We start from the raw sequence: 17299 nt of genomic DNA on the forward strand, positions 1-17299 counted from the left end.
GAGTCATCAGCCTTTACTACGAATAATGGTTGAGTGTATGACGGAACCCAGAGTGTGATGAAGACCACAAAAACCATTCTGCCGGGCGCAATGGTCAATATGCTGACATTGCGCCTGGCAAAAAGCTTACGGACTTTATAGTCAACGGCTTACACGCGCCCCAGCAAGTCCCGGGCAATGGCAATAATCTGCATTTCGTCGGTGCCGGCGTAGATCTGCAGGATCTTGGCGTCGCGCATCAGCTGTTCCACTCGTGATTCGCGCATGTAGCCGTAACCGCCATGGATCTGCACCGCCTCGGTGGCCACTTCCATGGCCGCCTGGGCGGCATACAGTTTCATGGCAGAGGCTTCCGCCAGTGTCATCTGCTGGCCTGCGGCGGTCATCTCGATATAGCGAAACACCATGTTCTGCAGGTTGGTGCGGGCCACTTCCATTTTCGCCAGTTTGAGCTGAATCAGCTGGTTCTGGCCGATTGCCCGGCCGAACTGGACCCGGTCATGGGCGTACTGGGTGCTCAGTTGCAGCGCCCGTTCCACCATACCCAGGGCCATGGCGGCGACACCGGCGCGTTCCTGCATGAAGGTACCCTTGGCGCCGCTGCGGCCGTAGCCGTCTTCACTGCCGCCCAGCAGTCGGTCGGCGCCGACTTTGACGCCAGACAGGAACAGCTCGCCGGTGGGGGAGGAGCCGATCCCCATCTTCTTGAAGGGTTTGGACTGCTCCAGGCCTTCCATGCCGCTGTCGAGAATGAAGGAGACAATCTTGCGCTGGTCGGCGGCGACCCCTTCCTCATCCAGCTTGCAGATCAGGATGATGGTATCGGCATAGGGGCCGTTGGTGATCCAGGTCTTGCTGCCGTTGATGATGTAGCCACCATTGCCGTCACGTTTGGCCAGTGTCTTCATCTGTCCGAAGGCATCGGAGCCAGCGTTGGGCTCTGAGATTGCCCAGGCGCCCACCTTTTCCAGGGTCAGCAGTGGCAGGGCCCAGCGTTCTTTCTGTTCGATGGTGCCCTTGCTCATGATGGCGCCACCGCCCAGGCCCATGGACACGCCCATGGCCGTGACAAGCCCCTGGGCATGCTTGCAGATCTCGATGATGGGGATCATGCGCATGGCGGCTTCTTCGCCGGCCATGGCAGAGGGGCCGTCCTTTTTCTTCTCTTCCACGGTTTCCCCGGCGGCAATGGCCTTCTCCCGGGCCAGCTGTTTCTCGAAGGATTGCTGAGCCATCACATCCATGCCGAAGGTCTTGATCAGCTTGCGCAGGATGTCGTAGGGCGGCACGCCGTTGTATTCGATGTCATCCAGCTGCGGCACGATTTCCTTTTCCACGAAATCGCGCACCATCTTCTGGATCATCTGTTGTTGTTCGGACCACTGGATCATGGGGCTGTCCTGTTTGTTGAAGTGGTTTCAACAGTAACAAGCCCGGCAGGCGAACCGCATTGATCAAAAAGAACGGAAACCTTGACGTTCCGGGTCAACAGCCTGCTAGGGCGCCCGGTGTGCGGTGATGCAGGGGAAAGGATCAAAGCTGACCCGCATGATCAGGGCGTTGTCGCCTTCGCTTGCCGCCGCAGCGTCAATGTCCTGAGGGCGTAGGCGGGGGTGAGTGCCGTCGTAGAATTTTTTGGCGGCCCTGGCGTTCAGGGTGCGTTCGCGGGCGATGGCATAGCTGACGCCTTCGCCGCCAAGCAAATGGCGAATATATTCCGCACAGGCCACGTCTTCATCGCCCGTGGGATGAGAGGCCACCAGTACCACTGTGGGTGGGTTTTGTTCGCGCAGATAGTTGGCGGTCGCTTGCGCATTCACCAGCCCGGCAACCAGTACTTCCTTGCTGTCCCGGGCTTTCAGGGTGGCCGCCACGCCGTTGGTGGTGCGCAGGATCAATTCCCGATCCTGCAAGTCCGCCTGATCGATTTCCCAGGGAGAGTTGCCGAAATCAAACCCCTTGATCGGCAGGGCATCCACTTCTCCGGCCAGCAAGGCGTCGGGCAGGTGCTCGTCACGCAGGGCAAAGGCTTGTTCCGCGTTCTCCACCGGCCAGATGCAGCGCAGACCTTTGCGGAAGGCATGGTGGCTGGTGGTAAACGCACGAATCACATCGATGATCACGGTAATGCCGTGAATATTGTGCGGCGGGTTATGTCCCTGGGCGATATGAACTTCCATCAATGATCCTTTCTTGATCGCTGGCTCAGAACAACAGACCCACCCCCCAGGTGGCATTGTCGAAAATCTCTTCGTCACTGTCCTGGTACTGTTCCACTGCTATGGTAAAAGTGATGCGGTCACCCAGGGTCATGCGATCCTTGGGGGTACGTTTGCCAGTAAAGAAATCCACCACCGAGCGATAATTGAAATCGGAGCGGAAGCGCAGCAGGTCACCATGATTGCCGTAGCCATACTGGATCTGCACGATACGACCGAAACCGATGCCGGCATAGGCGTTGTTGACCCGCTCGCCATCAGCTTCGGAAAGGTCGTCCTCGCGCTGGTCTGAGCGCAGCGGCGAATCGCCGAATTTCTTGCTGCCAATGCCGGCGTTGATGGCCACGCTGCTGTAGTTGGCATCGACAAAGAAACCGGTGTCCACGTTTTCAGTGGGGTCGACTCGGCCGACTGAAACAACGGTGCCGCGAATCAGGGTGACGCCGCTGTAACGGTCTTCGGCATGGGCATGGCTGGCAAGGGTGCCGGTGAGTAAAAGCAGAGTTATCAGGGTTATTGTTGTTTTCATGGGTATCCCTCCGTGAACAGGGATTCATTATGCCTAACAGGCGGTTGAAATACAGTCCGGGCGAGTGACTTTCAATGCCGGGGATGAGCTGCAACAAGGGCAGAGTGGCAGGCCGAAACGCAGAGGGTTGCGTGTAATGACAACAGCGTCGCCGTTAACGCTCCCGGGTCCGTGCCAGGGTCCATACCCGTACTTCGGTTGCGCCATGGCGTAGCAGGCATTCGGCGGCGGCGCGGGCGCTGCTGCCGGTGGTCATGACATCATCCACCAGTAGCAGCTTCAGCCCGGTGACCGGCCGGGTGCAGGCAAAGGCGCCATGTAGATTGCGTCGCCGCTGGCGACGACTGAGCCCCTGCTGCATGGGCGTCGCTTGTTGGCGCGTCAGGGCCGGTAATGACGGCATGCCCCACAGACTGGCAAGACGATCGGTCAGCCGCTGACTCTGGTCGAAACCCCGCTGCCAACGGCGCCGCCAGTGAGCGGGCAGCGCGCAGAGGGCATCCATGTATGGCCAGGGGCAGGGGGTGTCTGCCAGTAACTGTTCGATCCCTCTTTCCGCCACCAGATCACCGCGGTACTTGTAACGACCAATTAGCCTATCCAGTGGGAAGCTGTAGTGCAGAGGGGCCTGGCTGGCAGTAAAGGGGGGAGGCTGACGCAGGCAGCGTCCACAGAGCGGAGCGGGAATGACCCCATCGGGACTACCAGCGGGGTGATGCAGGCCGCATCGACACAGAGGGCCATCCAGGCGCGCCAGCAATACCAGGCAGGACGGGCATACCTGGTGGCTCTGGGTTTGTCCGCAGAACAGGCAGCGGCAGGACTGGTCAAAAAACAACCTGCAGTAAACTTTTGTTGCCTCTATCAGGTTGACAGGTGTCATATTGCTCCCTAGCCTGCTTGAATTCCCGAATGGAGAAGAAGCATGCCCGCAACCGCCAGCCCCGCCCAATCGCCAGCCTCTGACGTTGCTGTACGCCATGACTGGAAACGCAGTGAGATCGACGCCCTGTTTGCCCTGCCGTTCAACGATTTGCTGTTTCAGGCAGCCAATGTGCACCGGGCCCATTTCGATCCCAATGCCGTCCAGGTGAGCACCTTGTTGTCCATCAAGACCGGCGCCTGCCCGGAGGATTGCAAATACTGCTCCCAGTCCGGTCACTACAACACCGAGCTGGAAAAAGAAAAGCTGCTGGAAGTGGCGCGGGTGGTGGAAGAAGCGCAAGCGGCCCGCGACAAGGGGGCCTCCCGCTTTTGCATGGGGGCTGCCTGGCGGAGCCCTCGCGACAAAGACATGCCCTATGTGCTGGACATGGTGCGGCAGGTGAAATCCCTGGGTCTGGAAACCTGCATGACCCTGGGCATGCTGGATCAAGGCCAGGCGGACGCGTTGGCGGACGCGGGTCTCGATTACTACAACCACAACCTGGATACTTCGCCGGAATACTACGGCCAGGTCATTACCACCCGCACCTATAATGACCGACTCTCCACGCTCGCCAATGTACGCGATGCCGGCATGAAGGTGTGCTGTGGCGGTATCGTCGGCATGGGCGAGCAGCGCGATGACCGGGTCGGTCTGCTGCAGCAGCTTGCCAATCTGCCGCACCATCCGGAATCCGTGCCCATCAACATGCTGGTGAAGATCGAAGGGACACCGCTGGCGGAGGTGGATGACCTAGACCCGTTCGAGTTTGTCCGCACTGTGGCGGTGGCGCGTATTCTGATGCCGCAATCCTATGTGCGCCTGTCCGCCGGCCGCCAGGAAATGAACGATGAGGCCCAGGCCCTGTGCTTCCTGGCCGGTGCCAACTCCATCTTCTACGGCGAGCGGCTGTTGACCACGGACAACCCGGAAGCCAACCACGATCAGCAATTGTTCAAGCGCCTGGGCATTCATCCTCTGGATTTGCGTCATGAAGCGTCCGACGAAGCCCATGAGGATGTGATCAAGGCCCAGGTGGCGGAGCAGCAGGCAGAAGAGGCCGGGCTGTTCTATAACGCCATGGCGCAGAACGGCGGCGGCAAACGCCCCGCCAAACATGTGCTGGACAAGGACACCGGCCGTCCCGCTGCCACCGAACATTGAGCCATGGCTTTCGATCTGGCCGCCGACCTGGCGGCTCGCCGTGAGCAACATCGTTACCGGCAACCCCTGATTCAGGACGGTCCCTGTGGCCGCTATGCGGTGGTGGACGGGCGCCGGTATCTGAATTTCTGCAGCAATGATTATCTTGGATTGGCCAATGATCCGGCGGTGATCGCCGCCTTTCAGGGGGCGGTGGCAGACTGGGGCGTCGGCAGTGGTGCCTCCCATCTGGTCTGCGGTCATCAGCGTCCCCATCAACAACTGGAAGAGGCGCTGGCTGATCATGTCGGGCGCGAAAGAGCGCTGCTGTTTTCCAACGGTTACATGGCCAATCTGGGCGTGATGACCGCCTTGCTGGGCAAGGGCGATGCGGTGTTTCACGACCGCCTCAATCATGCCTCCCTGCTGGATGGTGGCTTGCTCAGTGGCGCCCGGTTTCGCCGTTTTGCTCACAACGATTCATCTGCTCTGCGTGGCCAGCTGCAGCGCAGTGATGCGCGCCGCAAGCTAGTGGTCACTGACGGGGTGTTCAGCATGGATGGCGACGTGGCGCCCTTGGCTGATTATGCCGCTGCCTGCGAAGACAATGATGCCTGGCTGATGGTGGACGATGCCCATGGTCTGGGCGTGCTGGATGTGCAGGGGCGCGGCTCGTTGTTCGCCCAGGGGGTGAATGAGCGGGTGCCGGTGCTGATGGGCACGCTCGGCAAGGGGCTGGGCACCGCCGGCGCCTTCGTGGCTGGCAGTCATGCATTGATCGAGACCCTGATACAATTCGCGCGCACCTATATCTACACCACCGCCATGCCGGCCGCGGTGGCGACGGCCACCCTGGTTAGCCTGTCCAAGGCCCGCGAAGAACATTGGCGAAGAGAAAAACTGGCGGCACTGATCCAGCATTTTCGTGTCGGTGCCCAGCAACTGGGTTTCTCTCTGATGGAATCGGCCACGCCGATCCAGCCTTTGCTGATCGGTGCGGATCAGCAGGCCCTGACACTTAGCCAGCAGCTGCGCGAGAAAGGATTTCTGGTCACCGCCATTCGCCCGCCAACGGTGCCGGAGGGTCAGGCTCGCTTGAGGGTGACGTTGTCGGCCAGTCATCAAGAAACGGATGTGGAGGCGTTGTTGGTGGCGCTGGAAGAGGTTGGACGCTGAATGTTGGATGTCGGTCGCTAACCTCGAAAACCCGATACTGTTGTTTGTTTTTGTCGCCAGGGCTCAGACCTCCGACGACAGACCAAGGAAAATCGAATGCCCAAGCTGATCCCTTTCCACAACACCTACGAAGCCACCGGCGTCCCGGATGCGGATGCCCAGGATGTGGTGCTGATCCATGGCTGGGGTCTGCATGCCATTGTCTTTGACGACATTGTGCCGGCGTTGCTGGAACGGTTCCGTGTCACTGTGGTGGATCTGCCGGGCATGGGGCAGAGTCCGCTCCCCAATGATGACTACACCCTGGGTTTTCTCGCCGACCAGGTGTTGGCCATCATGCCGGAACAGGCCCATCTGCTGGGTTGGTCCCTGGGTGGGCTGGTGGCATTGGCCATGGCAGAGAAGGCGCCCCAGAGAGTGCAGTCTGTCGTCACCGTGGCCACGTCCCCCCGCTTCACTGCCGCCGCAGATTGGCCGCCAGCCATGAAGGCGGACATCCTGGCCAAGTTTGCCGAGATGTTCGACGAGGATTACGAGGGTACCCTGGTGCGCTTCCTGGCCCTCAACTGCAAGGGCAGTGCGGCCATGCGTGAAGACACCGCGCGCCTGAAAGACATTCTTTATTTCTGCGGCCTGCCGGCGCGCAGGGCCCTGCGCGGCGGTCTCGATATTCTCCGTGATACGGACCTGCGCGGTACGCTGAAATCCCTGCCCATGCCGGTGCTGATGGTGTTCGGCGAGAATGATCATATCGTGCCGGCGGCCGCCATGGCGGCGGTGGAGCCCCTGATTCAAACCGGCCGCACCGCCCTGATCGAACAGGTGGCCCATGTGCCTTTCCTGTCCGCCCCCGATACGTTTACCCGGGCCGTCTATGACTTCTATCGCGACCATCGACTGGTTGGCTGAGCCGACTGTGGACTCGCCACTAAAGACTGCTGTCAGTCAGCATTTCGGCCGTGCCGCGCGGAGTTACGATGCGCACGCGGAGCTGCAGCTGGCGGTGGGGCGCTCGCTGGTCCAGCGACTGCCTGACCAACTGGTGAAGCCGGCGGCTCTCGATCTTGGCTGTGCCACCGCACCCTTTGCCCGTGCCCAGCAACAGGCTCTGCCGGAGGTGTTATGGCAGGCGGTGGATCTGTCATCCGATATGCTTAACGAAGCCGCTGAACGGGGCCGACTCAACGATCATTACCAGCCCCTGTGCGCGGATGCGGAATCCCTGCCGCTGCAGGCGTCGTCCCAGGGGCTGGTGTTTTCCTGTTTTGCCTTGCAGTGGTGCCACCCGGTCAGGGTTATGGCGGAGGTGTGCCGGGTGTTGGCCCCGGGAGGGCGGTTGTTGCTGGCGGTCCCCCTGGCTGGTTCTCTGCAGGAATTGAATCAGAGCTGGCAGGGAGTCAATCATCGTCCCCATGTGAATCCCTTGCCGTCGTTGAAGGACTGGCAGGGCGCGGCTTTGCAGGCTGGGTTTGCCGATGCGCAATGCCAGCAACAGGTGATGGTGGAATACTACGATTCGGTCAAACAGATTGCTCGCCGCCTCAAGGCTACCGGCGCGGATCACGTGAATGGCGCCAGCGGCCTCACCGGCAAGAATGCCTGGCAGGCGATGGTGGCAGAATACGAAACCAGGCGTACCAGGCAGGGGCTGCCGTTGACCTGGAATGTGTTGTTCCTGGAAGCGGAAAAGCTTTGAGCTACGCTGATTGGATTAAGAAAAACTTGGACGTTCGCGGGGGTTCTGAAGTTTCTACGAAGCCGCTTGTAGGAGTTCCTCTTGAGGGACGAACCGTGCGAAGCACGGAATCGACCGAAGGGCGATCAAAGCGATAAGCTCAACCCAAGGATAGCTATGGAAAACCAAAAACCACCCCTTCCCGCCCTCAAAGGCATCTTCTTCGTCACCGGCACGGACACCGAAGTCGGTAAGACCTGGGTGAGCTGTCGTCTGCTGGAGCGTGCCCGCGAAGCCGGCTTGAGTTGCTACGGTCTCAAGCCGGTAGCTGCCGGGTGTGAGGAAACCGCAGAGGGCTGGCGCAATGATGATGCCCTGCAGTTGATGGCGGCCAGCTCGGTGACACTGCCCTACGAGTTGGTTAATCCGGTGGCGTTGAAAGCGCCGGTTGCGCCGCATATTGCTGCCCGGCAGGAGGGAAAGGCCATCACTCTGTCACGGTTGGTGGGTTATGTGCGCGGCGCCCTGAGTGCTCATAAAGCAGACCTGATTCTGATTGAAGGCGCGGGCGGCTGGCGGGTGCCTCTCAATGACCGGGAAATGCTATCCGGCCTGGCCAGTGCCCTGGAGCTACCGGTTATTCAGGTAGTGGGGATGAAACTGGGCTGTATCAATCATGCACTGTTGACCGCGGAAGCGATTGAAAAGGATGGGCTCCAGTATGCGGGCACCATGGCCAACTGCTTCGGTGAGATGGACGTGCAGGAGGAGAATCTGCTTACCCTTCGACAGCATCTGCCCGGCGCATTTGCGCTGGTGTAGCGCGTTTTTCCCGGCCATCGTCATAGATTTTTCAGCCGTTATTCATGCCTCTGTCACCTTTAACTGGGCGGTTACAGGGGGCTACATAGTACTACAGTGCAACTACCCAAGGCCCACTGTCCCGATGCAATTTCCTGCCTAATCTTGAGTCGTCAGCGCGTGAAGCGATGGCGTTCAATCAGGGGGAAATTCCATGGATCACAAACGACGTCGCCTGGTGCAGGCGCTGGGTGCGGGCAGTACGCTCGCATTAGCGGGTTGCGGGGGTGGCAGCAGTTCGCCAACGACATCGGTTAATACACCGACACCGAATCAGCCCGAGATTCCGGATCAGCCTGATGCATTGCCCTCTGCGTCTTTTCTGCATGGGGTGGCATCCGGTGACCCACTGTCCGACCGGGTTATTCTGTGGACGCGGGTAACGCCAGACCTTGGCAACGGTGAGGATGTGGCGGTGGCGGTTACCGTGGCCAGTGATCCGGCCATGCAGCAGATCGTGGCTACTTATGCGGCTACGGCCACGGCAGCAGCAGACTACTGCGTGAAGGTGGATGCCTCGGGCCTGCAGGCAGACCGCTGGTACTACTATCAGTTTGCGGTGGCGAACAAGACCTCTGCGGTGGGTCGTACCCGGACCTTTCCGGCCTCTGATCGTTTTATCGACCGCGCCCGTTTCGCGGTGGTGTCCTGTTCCAATTATCCCAATGGATTTTTCTCGGTGTACCGGGCGGTGGCCAATCACTCGGACCTGGATTTTGTCCTCCACCTTGGGGATTACATCTACGAATATGGCGCGGGAGAATATGGGGATTTTCCCGACCGTGACCCGCTGCCGGCCCATGAAATGGTGTCGCTGAGCGATTACCGCCAACGCCATGCCCAGTACAAGACCGATCAGGATCTGCAGGCGATTCATCAGCAATTCCCCATGATCGCTGTCTGGGATGATCACGAATCTACCAACGACAGCTACCGCGACGGTGCCGAGAATCACCAGCCGCTCACTGAAGGCGACTGGGAAACCCGCAAACAGATTGCCCAGCAGGCCTACTTCGAATGGCTGCCCATTCGCCCTCGCGAACCGGGTAATAACAGTGTGATCTATCGCCGTTTCCAGTTCGGCGATCTGCTGGATCTGACCATGCTGGACACGCGTCTGGAAGGCCGTGACGAGCAACTGACGATTCCCGCTGACCCGGCCCGCAACGATGAAGACCGCCACCTGATCAGTGCCGAGCAGATGGACTTTCTGCTCGACAGTCTCAGCGCCTCCACCAGTCAGTGGCGTTTCATCGGCCAGCAGGTCATGTTTGCCCAGCTCAACATTGCCGAGTTGCCGACCCTGGATGAGCGCAGCGCACAACTGCGCGGCAATCTGTCCGCCATCAACATGGATCAATGGGATGGCTATGCGGCAGACCGACTGAAAATTCTCAACCATATCGACGACAACAACATCGATAATGTGGTGATTCTCACCGGGGATATTCATACCTCCTGGGCCAGTGAAATCTATCGCAACCCGGGCTCATTACTCGGTGATCTGTTCGACAAGCCGCTGGCAGCAGAGCTGGTCACCCCGGCGGTGACCAGCCCGGGATTCCCGGACGGGGCGGCAGAAGTGGCCGGCGCGCTGATTCCAGTGGTTAACCCGCATATCCGTTATGTGGAAGCCAAATCCCGCGGTTTCATTCTGGTGGACGTGGATCGCCAGCGTACCCAGGGCGAGTTCTACTACGCGCAGAGCATCGAATCCTTCGATCAGCGTGGCCAGATCGATACCAGCAAGACCAAGGTGGTGGCGGTGAAAAGCGGTGACAGTCGCATTGTCGAAGACCTGCCCCCGTCTCGGCCGCGTTCCCTGCGCACCGCGGTTTTCCATCCTCCTGTACCGAATTCCGATGAGGTGATGTCATGACTTTTCCCTGGAAACTGTTGCCCCTGGTGGCGGCATTGACGCTGACAGCCTGTGGCGGCGGGGGCTCTTCCGGTTCCGGCCCGGCGAACAGCGATGACGCTGGCGGTAACAGCGAAACTCCCAACAACCCATCCGAGCCGGGGGATGGAGAAGGCGGTGATGAGGGCGGTGAAGGGCCGGTGGCCAGCAACCCGCCAGCGGCACTGCGTTTTATTGTGATCGGTGATTCCGGTAGTGGCTCTGCCGGTCAGTATGCGGTGGGTGAAGCCATCGCCGAAGTCTGCCAACGCAAAGATGAGTTTGTGGACGACATGGCGTTTCCGGGCTGTGACCTGGTTGTCGGCTTGGGTGACAACATCTACGAGTCCGGTGTCACCAGTGTGGACGACCCCCAATTCGCAGAAAAATTTGAGAAGCCTTTCGAGCCGGTGCAGCTGCCTTTCTATATGGTCCTGGGTAACCACGACAATACGGCCTATGTGGGCGGCGACGGCGCGGGAAATTCACGTGGTGAGTTTCAGGTAGATTACACCTACTTCGACGGCAAACTGTCCAACCGTTGGAATATGCCGGACCGTTATTTCCTGCATAGTGCTGGCACCACCCATACCAATCCCCGCTCGCTGGTGGATTTCGTGGCACTGGATTCCAACCCCATTGCCGGTGGTTTCGGTGATCCGGATATTGCCTATGCCTACCACACCTATGGCATCGACCAGCGCAACTGGACGGTGAACACTCTGGCCGGCTCCAATGCCGTGTTCAAGATCGCCATGGCCCACCATCCCTATTTGTCTAATGGTACTCATGGCAACGCCGGCAACTATGATGGTGTGCCCAGTGAGATTCTGCCGGTGCTGGCCGGGGAGCGCTGGAAGGCGTTTATGGAAGAAGCAGTCTGTGATCAGACCGACTTTTTCTTTGCTGGTCACGACCATGATCTGCAGGTTCTTGAAGCGGTGCCGGAGTGCGGCCGTACCGAGTTCGTGGTCAGTGGCGCCGCCGGCAAGACCCGGTCCATTGATGATCCGCAACGCAATGCGGCGCGTTTCCAGCAAGGCGATGTCTATGGTTTCTTCTGGATGAAGGCCACTGAAGCCGACCCGGTTACCCTGGCGCCGGCCACCCTCTGCCTGGATGCCTATGTGGTAGAGCCGGAGGCAGAAGGACTGGGCGTGATCAGCAACGGCGAGCTGACCCCGGCCTATACCCACTGTTATGACAAGCAGCCCATGACGGGGTTGGTGCCGGGCAATGATTTTTCCGGTCTGCCCCTGGGTGACGGCGCCTTGCCGCTGCCATTGCCGGACGGCTTTGATGCGGATTTTACTGGTCCGCTGAAAGAGCTGCGTGAAACCCTGGTGTCCGGTTTTACCCAGGCCGGTGCCAATTTGCCCGACGATCAGCGTCAGGTGTTCGACCAGATGATTGCCGGGACCGATATCCTGTTCAATGCCATGGATGCGGCCACCGCTGCGATCCTGCAAGGCGACAGTAGTGGAATCACCCAGTCCGTTCAGGCGGTGCTGGCGGCGTCGGAGCAATTGCAGGCCATCGATACCAGCGGTCTGCCGGCACCCTTTGATCAACTGGGCGGTGCGTTCGATGCCCTGGCCGCCGGTTTTGGTGGCGGTGGTGGTGATGCGGGTGAAGGCGGCACGGTGGAAGACATTGCCTTTATCGCCGGCCCGCTGGTGGCATTGTCCCGCAACCTGAACAATATTCTTGATGGCATTGAAGAGCAGGTGCCGAGCGACGTGCCAGTGTTTGCCGGGCTGACCTCGGTGCTCTCTACCGTTTCTCTGGGTCTGGCGAATACCCTGGAGCAACTGGTCCTGCTGGATACCAGTGCCACCGGTGAGCAACTGGTGGGCACGGTACAGCAGACCCTGGAGAATCTGGTCAACGACGTGCTCTGGCTCAACCAGATTCCCGGCGCGGAGGATTATGCGACCTTGCCGGGCGATGCGCTGTCTTCAGGGCTGCTGATCGTGGTGCGGGAAGTGACCGAACAACTGGATGAGCGACTGCTCAGCCCCCTGGCACCGCTGCTGGATCTGTTGTCGCCGATCACCGGGTTGCTGGCCGGATTGTTTGATGGCTTCTGATGGCCAATAGAAAAGACAATCTCCCCTGTCTCTAGACCGTGAGGTGGAAACACCTCGCGGTTTTTTTCAGGGTGAAAAAGGCCGTTGGAGCTTTGCTTGCAAAGCGAAGGGTCGAAAATACTCAGGAAGTCCACTGGAATATCCGCCTTGCGAGCAAGGCTACAACGGTGATTCGGGACGGGCCGTATCAGGAAATGCGCAACGTCTTCACCGGGCCCGGGTGGGCGACAGGTATCACTCCCAGTTCTTCCAGGGTATTGACCACCCGGTCCACCGTAATGCGTTGCAGGCAGGGGTAGCTGTCCAGGGCGCAACTGCTGCGTTCGCAATCCCGATGGCAATGCTGCCAGCGCAATACCTGTGCATGGGGGGAGAGTGGGTGCCAGAGGGTGTCATCGGTGGGCCCGAACAGGGCCACGGCAGGCAGTCCGCAAGCTGCGGCCAGATGCATGGGGCCGCTGTCGTTGCCGACAAAGCCGCGGCTGCGTTTCAGCAAGGCGATCAGCCCGGCGAGGCTGAGCTGATCGCACAGGTCGATAACCGGGTCGCAGAGAAAGCTCTGGATACGGGCAATCTGCTGGCGATCTTTCTGGCCAGCGCCAATCAGCAGTGGGGTAAGCCCGGCTCGGCGCAGCTGTTGGCAAAGCGCAGCAAATTGCTCTGCGTGCCAGATTTTGTATGTCTTGGTGGCGCCGGCATGAATGGCCACCAGACCATCCGTTGAGTCGATCTCTGTCAGGGTAGCGTCCACTTCTTTCATGCCATCGGCGCTGGCATTCAGGGGCAGATAACGTGCCGGTGAGTTGGCGGCAGGTTGGCTCAGGCTGGCATAGGCTTGCCAGCGATGGCCAGACCAGTCCGCTTGCGGTTGTCGGGTGTAGAACCACTGGCCATGGCGGCGACGCGGACCGATGCGCTCGGCGGCACCACTTAATCGCACCAGCGTGGCAGACTTCTGCTCCCCCTCGATATCCACCGCCACGTCCGCGTTGAAGCGACGCATGGCCATGACCAGCTGCAGGTAACGATGCACTCGCTGAAACAGCGGCGCCTGCCGAGACAGGGCCTGCTCCGGGTAATACAGCAGACGAGTCTCACCGGGCAGGCTCTGCTCCACCAGCGATTGATAGCGCTGACTCACCACCAGCAACGCGTATGGCTGTGCGGCCAGCATGGCGCGCAGATGGGGCAGGGCTATCAGCAGATTGCCCATGTGGCTGCAGGGAAACAGAATCAACAGGCGGGACATGACAGGCAGACGGTTATCCATAACATGGCATAACAGCCTAGGGGGGTTGGGTGTCGGTTACATGACAACAGGCAGCTACGAGCTACGTTCGATGGGATAGGGAAAGGTTGGACAGTTCCCGGTGTCTCTTCATTTCTACGAAGCCGCTGTAGGAGCTATGCTTGCATGGCGAACCGAGCGTAGCGAGGCGGCAGAGTTCAATCCAGCCGCCATTCTTTTCTGAAACCTGTCGAGCTCCGAGATTCCTGATCGCCCTCCGGTCGATTTCCGCGCAAGCGCGGTTCGCCATGCAAGCATAGCTCCTACAAAAAATGGGGGCACGGCACAATTCGGTTGCACGACCACGCCCGCCTAGGAGCTCGTAGCTAGCTGCTCGCAGCTGCTTTCAATCCCGCTCAATTAACCAGTCGGCGATCCTGCCCCAGCTCTGCTTCTGTGCTGCGGCGCTGCCAAGGATGCCCATGTGGCCCCCTTCAATGGTGATGAAGGTTTTGTCCTTGCTGCGGATCAGCGGCTCCATGGCCTGGCTGCATTCCGGTGTGACGATGGGGTCGCTGGCGCCGGTAACGTTGAGCACATTGGCGGTAACCTGGTTCAGGTGGCCTTCGGTGCCTTCCATGGGGAGCTGGCCGTGGGCCACCACATTGTCGGTCCACAGGTAGCGGATGATGTCCTGAATCACACCGCCCGGGTACGCCACCATGTCGTCCAGGAAAGCACCGTTGGTGGCGTGGGCTGAGACGAAATCCCGGTCGTGCAGGTTCTTCACCAGATTCCAGTAGCCCTGCAGGCTGCCCACCGGATTGGTGAGCTTGAACGCCAGGCTGTTCATCCAGCCCGGGGAGCGCAGTAGCCCTGCCGGTACATCATGGATGCGCAGGCCGGTGCTGCGGCGTATCCATTTGGCACGGCGGCTGAAGCGGCGGTACTGGGCACCCAGGGCGCCGTTGCGGTGATAGTCCGTGGGCGCGCCTACCAACACCAGGTTCTTGATATCCGGGTCCTGGCCCAGTGCGCTGTAGCACAGGCTGAACAGGCCGCCGAAGCTCCAGCCGTGCAGGCTGAGCTGCTGTTTGCCGCTGTGCCGGCGTACCTGCACCAGCAGCTTGGGCAGGTAGTCGGAAAAGTAGCTGCTCAGGTTCAGGTGGTTGTGATACTTGCCGGGCCGGCCCCAATCCACCATGTACAGTTCGAAGCCGCGGGCGCGCAGGTAGCGCACCAGGCTGCGCTGGGGGAACAGGTCATAGATCAGCATGTTCACTGCCAGCGGGGCCACCAATACCAGTGGTGTGCGCTGGGTGTCCCGGCTCACGGACATCACCGTGCCATCGGTAAGCGGGATGGCGTTTTCCTGCAGCGGTGGGTAGTAGCGCAGCTTCACCAGGCCATCGTCGAACAGGGTCTCGTAGGGGGTCTGTTCTGCCTGGCTCAGGGCGTCCGCCTGGAACAGCCGGGCGCGGCCGTTATCCAGGCGTTGTCGCCAGGGGCGGGTGGTGTTGTGGAGAGCCTGTTGCAGGGTGTCAGTGATCATGGTTCCACCGGCGATGAATTCATTGGGCGGCCATTGTAGGGAAGATGCGCCAATCTGCAGTTGCTTTGCGGACCGCTCCTGATGTCAGGCGGGACACCCGCTCAATCCGGGTCATTGAATGATCGGAGGATATGGGGTAGACGAGAAAGGAAAGAATGTTTCGGTTTCAGAGAGGGGAACGGGCCGATGGAACCGGCCCGTTGTCCGTAATCAGGCTTGGCTGCCTTCGCTGTACTGTCCCAGCTTGCCTTTCACCCGCACCAGGCTGCCGGCTTTCAGATCGGCTTCGAAATTCGCTTTGCCTTCCGGGAACAACAGCACCACGGTGGAGCCGAGCAGGAAACGGCCCAGTTCGTCGCCTTTTTCCAGAGTAATGGGGGCGGTGCGCAGGTAGTCGGTGGTCACCACCTGTTTCGGCAGGGGGGTCACCTGACCGCTGAACACGGTTTCGATGCCCGCCACAATCATGGCGCCTACCAGAATCACCGCTGCCGGGCCGCGCTCGGTGTCAAAGATGCACACCAGTCGCTCGTTACGGGCAAACAGGTTGGGCACGCCGTTGGCGGTGGCCTCGTTCACCGAAAACAGGTCGCCGGGCACGTAGCGGGTTTCGCGCAGGGTGCCGGTCACCGGCATATGCACGCGGTGATAGTCCCGGGGTGACAGATAGATAGTGGCGAACTGGCCATTGGTGAATTCGCTGGCCAGGGCGCTGTCGCCGCCGAGCAGGTCGTACAGGGAGTAGTCGTGGCCCTTGGCCTGGAACACCTGATTGGCGCGAATGGCGCCGAGCTGGCTCACCGCGCCGTCCGCCGGACAGGCGATGTCGGCGGCGTCAGACGCTTCCAGCGGGCGAGCGTCCGGCTTCAGCGCCCGGGTAAAGAAGGCGTTGAAGGTTTCGAACTGGTCCGGGTCTTCAATCTGGGCTTCGGACAGATCAATGCCAAAGCGTTTCATGAAGAGGTTGATGAAGGTGGTTTTGATCCATGGCACTTCGCTACGCGCCAGCATGCCCACCAGCCGGGATAAGGCGTGCTGGGGAATCAGGTATTGCAGGGTAACGAAGAGCTTGTCGCGCCAGTTGTTCAAGGGATGTCCTTAACGTGGGTTATTCGGATTTTTCCGCCGGGGTGTCGGGGTGGTTGCCCCATTCTGCCCAGGAGCCGGCGTAGCCACGGAGTCTGGGGTAGCCCAGGATCTTGCCCACCAGCCAGGAAAAACTGGAACGATGGTGGGTCTGGCAATGGCAGATCACTTCCTTGTCAGGCGTGATACCGCGAGCTTCCAGCTCCGCACGAATGTCGTCCAGGGGACGCAAGCGCAGGTTGTTCTGCTTGTCCATGGGGTCGGTCCACTCGTAGTGGACGGCGCCGGGAATATGGCCGGGCTTCTGGGCAAAGGCGCGCACGCCGGAATACTCTTCTTCCGAGCGGGAATCCCAGATGGCCACCGCCGGATCCTGATAATGGGCCAGCAGGTAATCCAGGTTCACCTCGGTGAGCGGATCATGTTCGCCCACTTCGTAGTCGCTGGGGGTCGGTTCCGTGGATTCGCTGCTGGTGGGATGCCCCTCTGCCAGCCAGGCATGAATGCCGCCGTTCAGATAGCTGTAGTGCTTGTGGCCAATGGCATCCAGCGTCCACAACAGCCGCCCGGCCCAGCCACCGCCTTCGTCGTCATAGGCGATCACATGGGTGTCCGGGGTCAGCCCCAACCCGGAAAACAGGTCGCCGAGGGTGTCGTCATCCGGCAGCATGCCCGGTGCCGGCTGGGCGCCAGTCTGCAGCCGCTTGAAATCCAGATGAATGGCCCCGGGCACATGGGCCTGGACATAGATGGTGGGCTTGCTCAGATCAATGATGAGCAGCTTGTCATCGCCCAGGTGCTTGGCGAGGTCGGCAGGTTCGAGCAGCAGAGGAAGCATGGGATCAGTGAACAGTTAATAGTGAATAGTGAACAGCGAAAAAAGACATATCGCTGTCAGCGTTGGGGGCATTGTCCCTT

The 17299-nt window shown here is 60.1% G+C and carries 15 protein-coding genes; 7 read left to right on the forward strand and 8 right to left on the reverse strand.

All coding sequences use genetic code 11. The features are described from left to right. Window positions 1-149: 149 nt before the first annotated feature. From Q0Y02_RS13960 to Q0Y02_RS13975, 4 genes are all read right to left on the reverse strand, one after another. On the reverse strand, window positions 150-1391 hold the full coding sequence (locus Q0Y02_RS13960; protein WP_297769715.1) for an acyl-CoA dehydrogenase family protein: 1242 nt from the start codon (window positions 1389-1391) through the stop codon (window positions 150-152). 105 nt (window positions 1392-1496) lie between these two features. Then, window positions 1497-2180: a 2-phosphosulfolactate phosphatase gene (locus Q0Y02_RS13965; RefSeq protein WP_297769717.1), complete on the reverse strand. Its 684-nt coding sequence runs from the start codon at window positions 2178-2180 to the stop codon at window positions 1497-1499. 25 nt (window positions 2181-2205) lie between these two features. Then, the gene (locus tag Q0Y02_RS13970; RefSeq protein WP_297769719.1) at window positions 2206-2748 is read right to left on the reverse strand and encodes a hypothetical protein; all 543 of its coding nucleotides are present in this window, start codon (window positions 2746-2748) and stop codon (window positions 2206-2208) included. Window positions 2749-2902: 154 nt separating this feature from the next. After that, window positions 2903-3631 (reverse strand): ComF family protein, encoded by a 729-nt coding sequence (locus tag Q0Y02_RS13975; protein WP_297769721.1) that lies wholly within the window; start codon window positions 3629-3631, stop codon window positions 2903-2905. A gap of 42 nt (window positions 3632-3673) precedes the next feature. On the opposite strand from Q0Y02_RS13975, the gene bioB reads away from it, so the two are divergent. The 7 genes from bioB to Q0Y02_RS14010 all read left to right on the forward strand — a co-directional run bounded on the left by bioB (window position 3674) and on the right by Q0Y02_RS14010 (window position 12515). Continuing rightward, on the forward strand, window positions 3674-4837 hold the full coding sequence (gene bioB / locus Q0Y02_RS13980; RefSeq protein WP_297769723.1) for a biotin synthase BioB: 1164 nt from the start codon (window positions 3674-3676) through the stop codon (window positions 4835-4837). Between the two features lie 3 nt (window positions 4838-4840). Beyond that, on the forward strand, window positions 4841-5992 hold the full coding sequence (gene bioF, locus Q0Y02_RS13985) for an 8-amino-7-oxononanoate synthase (RefSeq protein ID WP_297769725.1): 1152 nt from the start codon (window positions 4841-4843) through the stop codon (window positions 5990-5992). Between the two features lie 96 nt (window positions 5993-6088). Continuing rightward, on the forward strand, window positions 6089-6901 hold the full coding sequence (gene bioH / locus Q0Y02_RS13990; protein ID WP_297769727.1) for a pimeloyl-ACP methyl ester esterase BioH: 813 nt from the start codon (window positions 6089-6091) through the stop codon (window positions 6899-6901). After that, window positions 6867-7688, forward strand: coding sequence for a malonyl-ACP O-methyltransferase BioC (gene bioC / locus Q0Y02_RS13995; RefSeq protein ID WP_297769729.1), 822 nt, complete (start codon window positions 6867-6869; stop codon window positions 7686-7688). Before bioH ends, bioC begins: the two co-directional genes overlap by 35 nt. Before the next feature lie 156 nt (window positions 7689-7844). Further along, complete coding sequence (bioD, locus tag Q0Y02_RS14000; RefSeq protein WP_297769731.1) at window positions 7845-8489, forward strand: dethiobiotin synthase; 645 nt, start codon at window positions 7845-7847, stop codon at window positions 8487-8489. A gap of 193 nt (window positions 8490-8682) precedes the next feature. Continuing rightward, a complete protein-coding gene (locus tag Q0Y02_RS14005; protein WP_297769733.1) occupies window positions 8683-10407 on the forward strand; it encodes an alkaline phosphatase D family protein in 1725 nt (574 codons plus the stop codon). Continuing rightward, a complete protein-coding gene (locus Q0Y02_RS14010; RefSeq protein ID WP_297769735.1) occupies window positions 10404-12515 on the forward strand; it encodes a metallophosphoesterase in 2112 nt (703 codons plus the stop codon). Before Q0Y02_RS14005 ends, Q0Y02_RS14010 begins: the two co-directional genes overlap by 4 nt. Before the next feature lie 187 nt (window positions 12516-12702). On the opposite strand, the gene Q0Y02_RS14015 is transcribed toward Q0Y02_RS14010, so the two are convergent. From Q0Y02_RS14015 to Q0Y02_RS14030, 4 genes are all read right to left on the reverse strand, one after another. Next, window positions 12703-13785: a glycosyltransferase family 9 protein gene (locus Q0Y02_RS14015; RefSeq protein ID WP_297769737.1), complete on the reverse strand. Its 1083-nt coding sequence runs from the start codon at window positions 13783-13785 to the stop codon at window positions 12703-12705. A 364-nt stretch (window positions 13786-14149) separates the two neighbouring features. Then, on the reverse strand, window positions 14150-15295 hold the full coding sequence (locus Q0Y02_RS14020) for an alpha/beta fold hydrolase (RefSeq protein ID WP_297769739.1): 1146 nt from the start codon (window positions 15293-15295) through the stop codon (window positions 14150-14152). Window positions 15296-15505: 210 nt separating this feature from the next. Next, a complete protein-coding gene (gene asd / locus Q0Y02_RS14025) occupies window positions 15506-16384 on the reverse strand; it encodes an archaetidylserine decarboxylase (protein ID WP_297769742.1) in 879 nt (292 codons plus the stop codon). Between the two features lie 19 nt (window positions 16385-16403). Continuing rightward, window positions 16404-17219: a rhodanese-like domain-containing protein gene (locus Q0Y02_RS14030; RefSeq protein ID WP_297769746.1), complete on the reverse strand. Its 816-nt coding sequence runs from the start codon at window positions 17217-17219 to the stop codon at window positions 16404-16406. Window positions 17220-17299 lie beyond the last annotated feature (80 nt).

The sequence above is a fragment of the uncultured Alcanivorax sp. genome (assembly GCF_947258575.1).
GTDB lineage: Bacteria > Pseudomonadota > Gammaproteobacteria > Pseudomonadales > Alcanivoracaceae > Alcanivorax.

What these genes read in the sequence shown, in the direction of transcription:
- Q0Y02_RS13960 (WP_297769715.1), bottom strand. Translation starts at nt 1,391, where the DNA reads ATGATCCAGTGGTCCGAACAACAACAGATGATCCAGAAGATGGTGCGC.
- Q0Y02_RS14030 (WP_297769746.1), bottom strand. Translation starts at nt 17,219, where the DNA reads ATGCTTCCTCTGCTGCTCGAACCTGCCGACCTCGCCAAGCACCTGGGC.
- Q0Y02_RS14010 (WP_297769735.1), top strand. Translation starts at nt 10,404, where the DNA reads ATGACTTTTCCCTGGAAACTGTTGCCCCTGGTGGCGGCATTGACGCTG.
- bioD (WP_297769731.1), top strand. Translation starts at nt 7,845, where the DNA reads ATGGAAAACCAAAAACCACCCCTTCCCGCCCTCAAAGGCATCTTCTTC.
- Q0Y02_RS13975 (WP_297769721.1), bottom strand. Translation starts at nt 3,631, where the DNA reads ATGACACCTGTCAACCTGATAGAGGCAACAAAAGTTTACTGCAGGTTG.
- Q0Y02_RS13965 (WP_297769717.1), bottom strand. Translation starts at nt 2,180, where the DNA reads ATGGAAGTTCATATCGCCCAGGGACATAACCCGCCGCACAATATTCAC.
- Q0Y02_RS14005 (WP_297769733.1), top strand. Translation starts at nt 8,683, where the DNA reads ATGGATCACAAACGACGTCGCCTGGTGCAGGCGCTGGGTGCGGGCAGT.
- Q0Y02_RS14020 (WP_297769739.1), bottom strand. Translation starts at nt 15,295, where the DNA reads ATGATCACTGACACCCTGCAACAGGCTCTCCACAACACCACCCGCCCC.
- bioF (WP_297769725.1), top strand. Translation starts at nt 4,841, where the DNA reads ATGGCTTTCGATCTGGCCGCCGACCTGGCGGCTCGCCGTGAGCAACAT.
- bioC (WP_297769729.1), top strand. Translation starts at nt 6,867, where the DNA reads ATGACTTCTATCGCGACCATCGACTGGTTGGCTGAGCCGACTGTGGAC.
- Q0Y02_RS13970 (WP_297769719.1), bottom strand. Translation starts at nt 2,748, where the DNA reads ATGAAAACAACAATAACCCTGATAACTCTGCTTTTACTCACCGGCACC.
- bioH (WP_297769727.1), top strand. Translation starts at nt 6,089, where the DNA reads ATGCCCAAGCTGATCCCTTTCCACAACACCTACGAAGCCACCGGCGTC.
- bioB (WP_297769723.1), top strand. Translation starts at nt 3,674, where the DNA reads ATGCCCGCAACCGCCAGCCCCGCCCAATCGCCAGCCTCTGACGTTGCT.
- Q0Y02_RS14015 (WP_297769737.1), bottom strand. Translation starts at nt 13,785, where the DNA reads ATGGATAACCGTCTGCCTGTCATGTCCCGCCTGTTGATTCTGTTTCCC.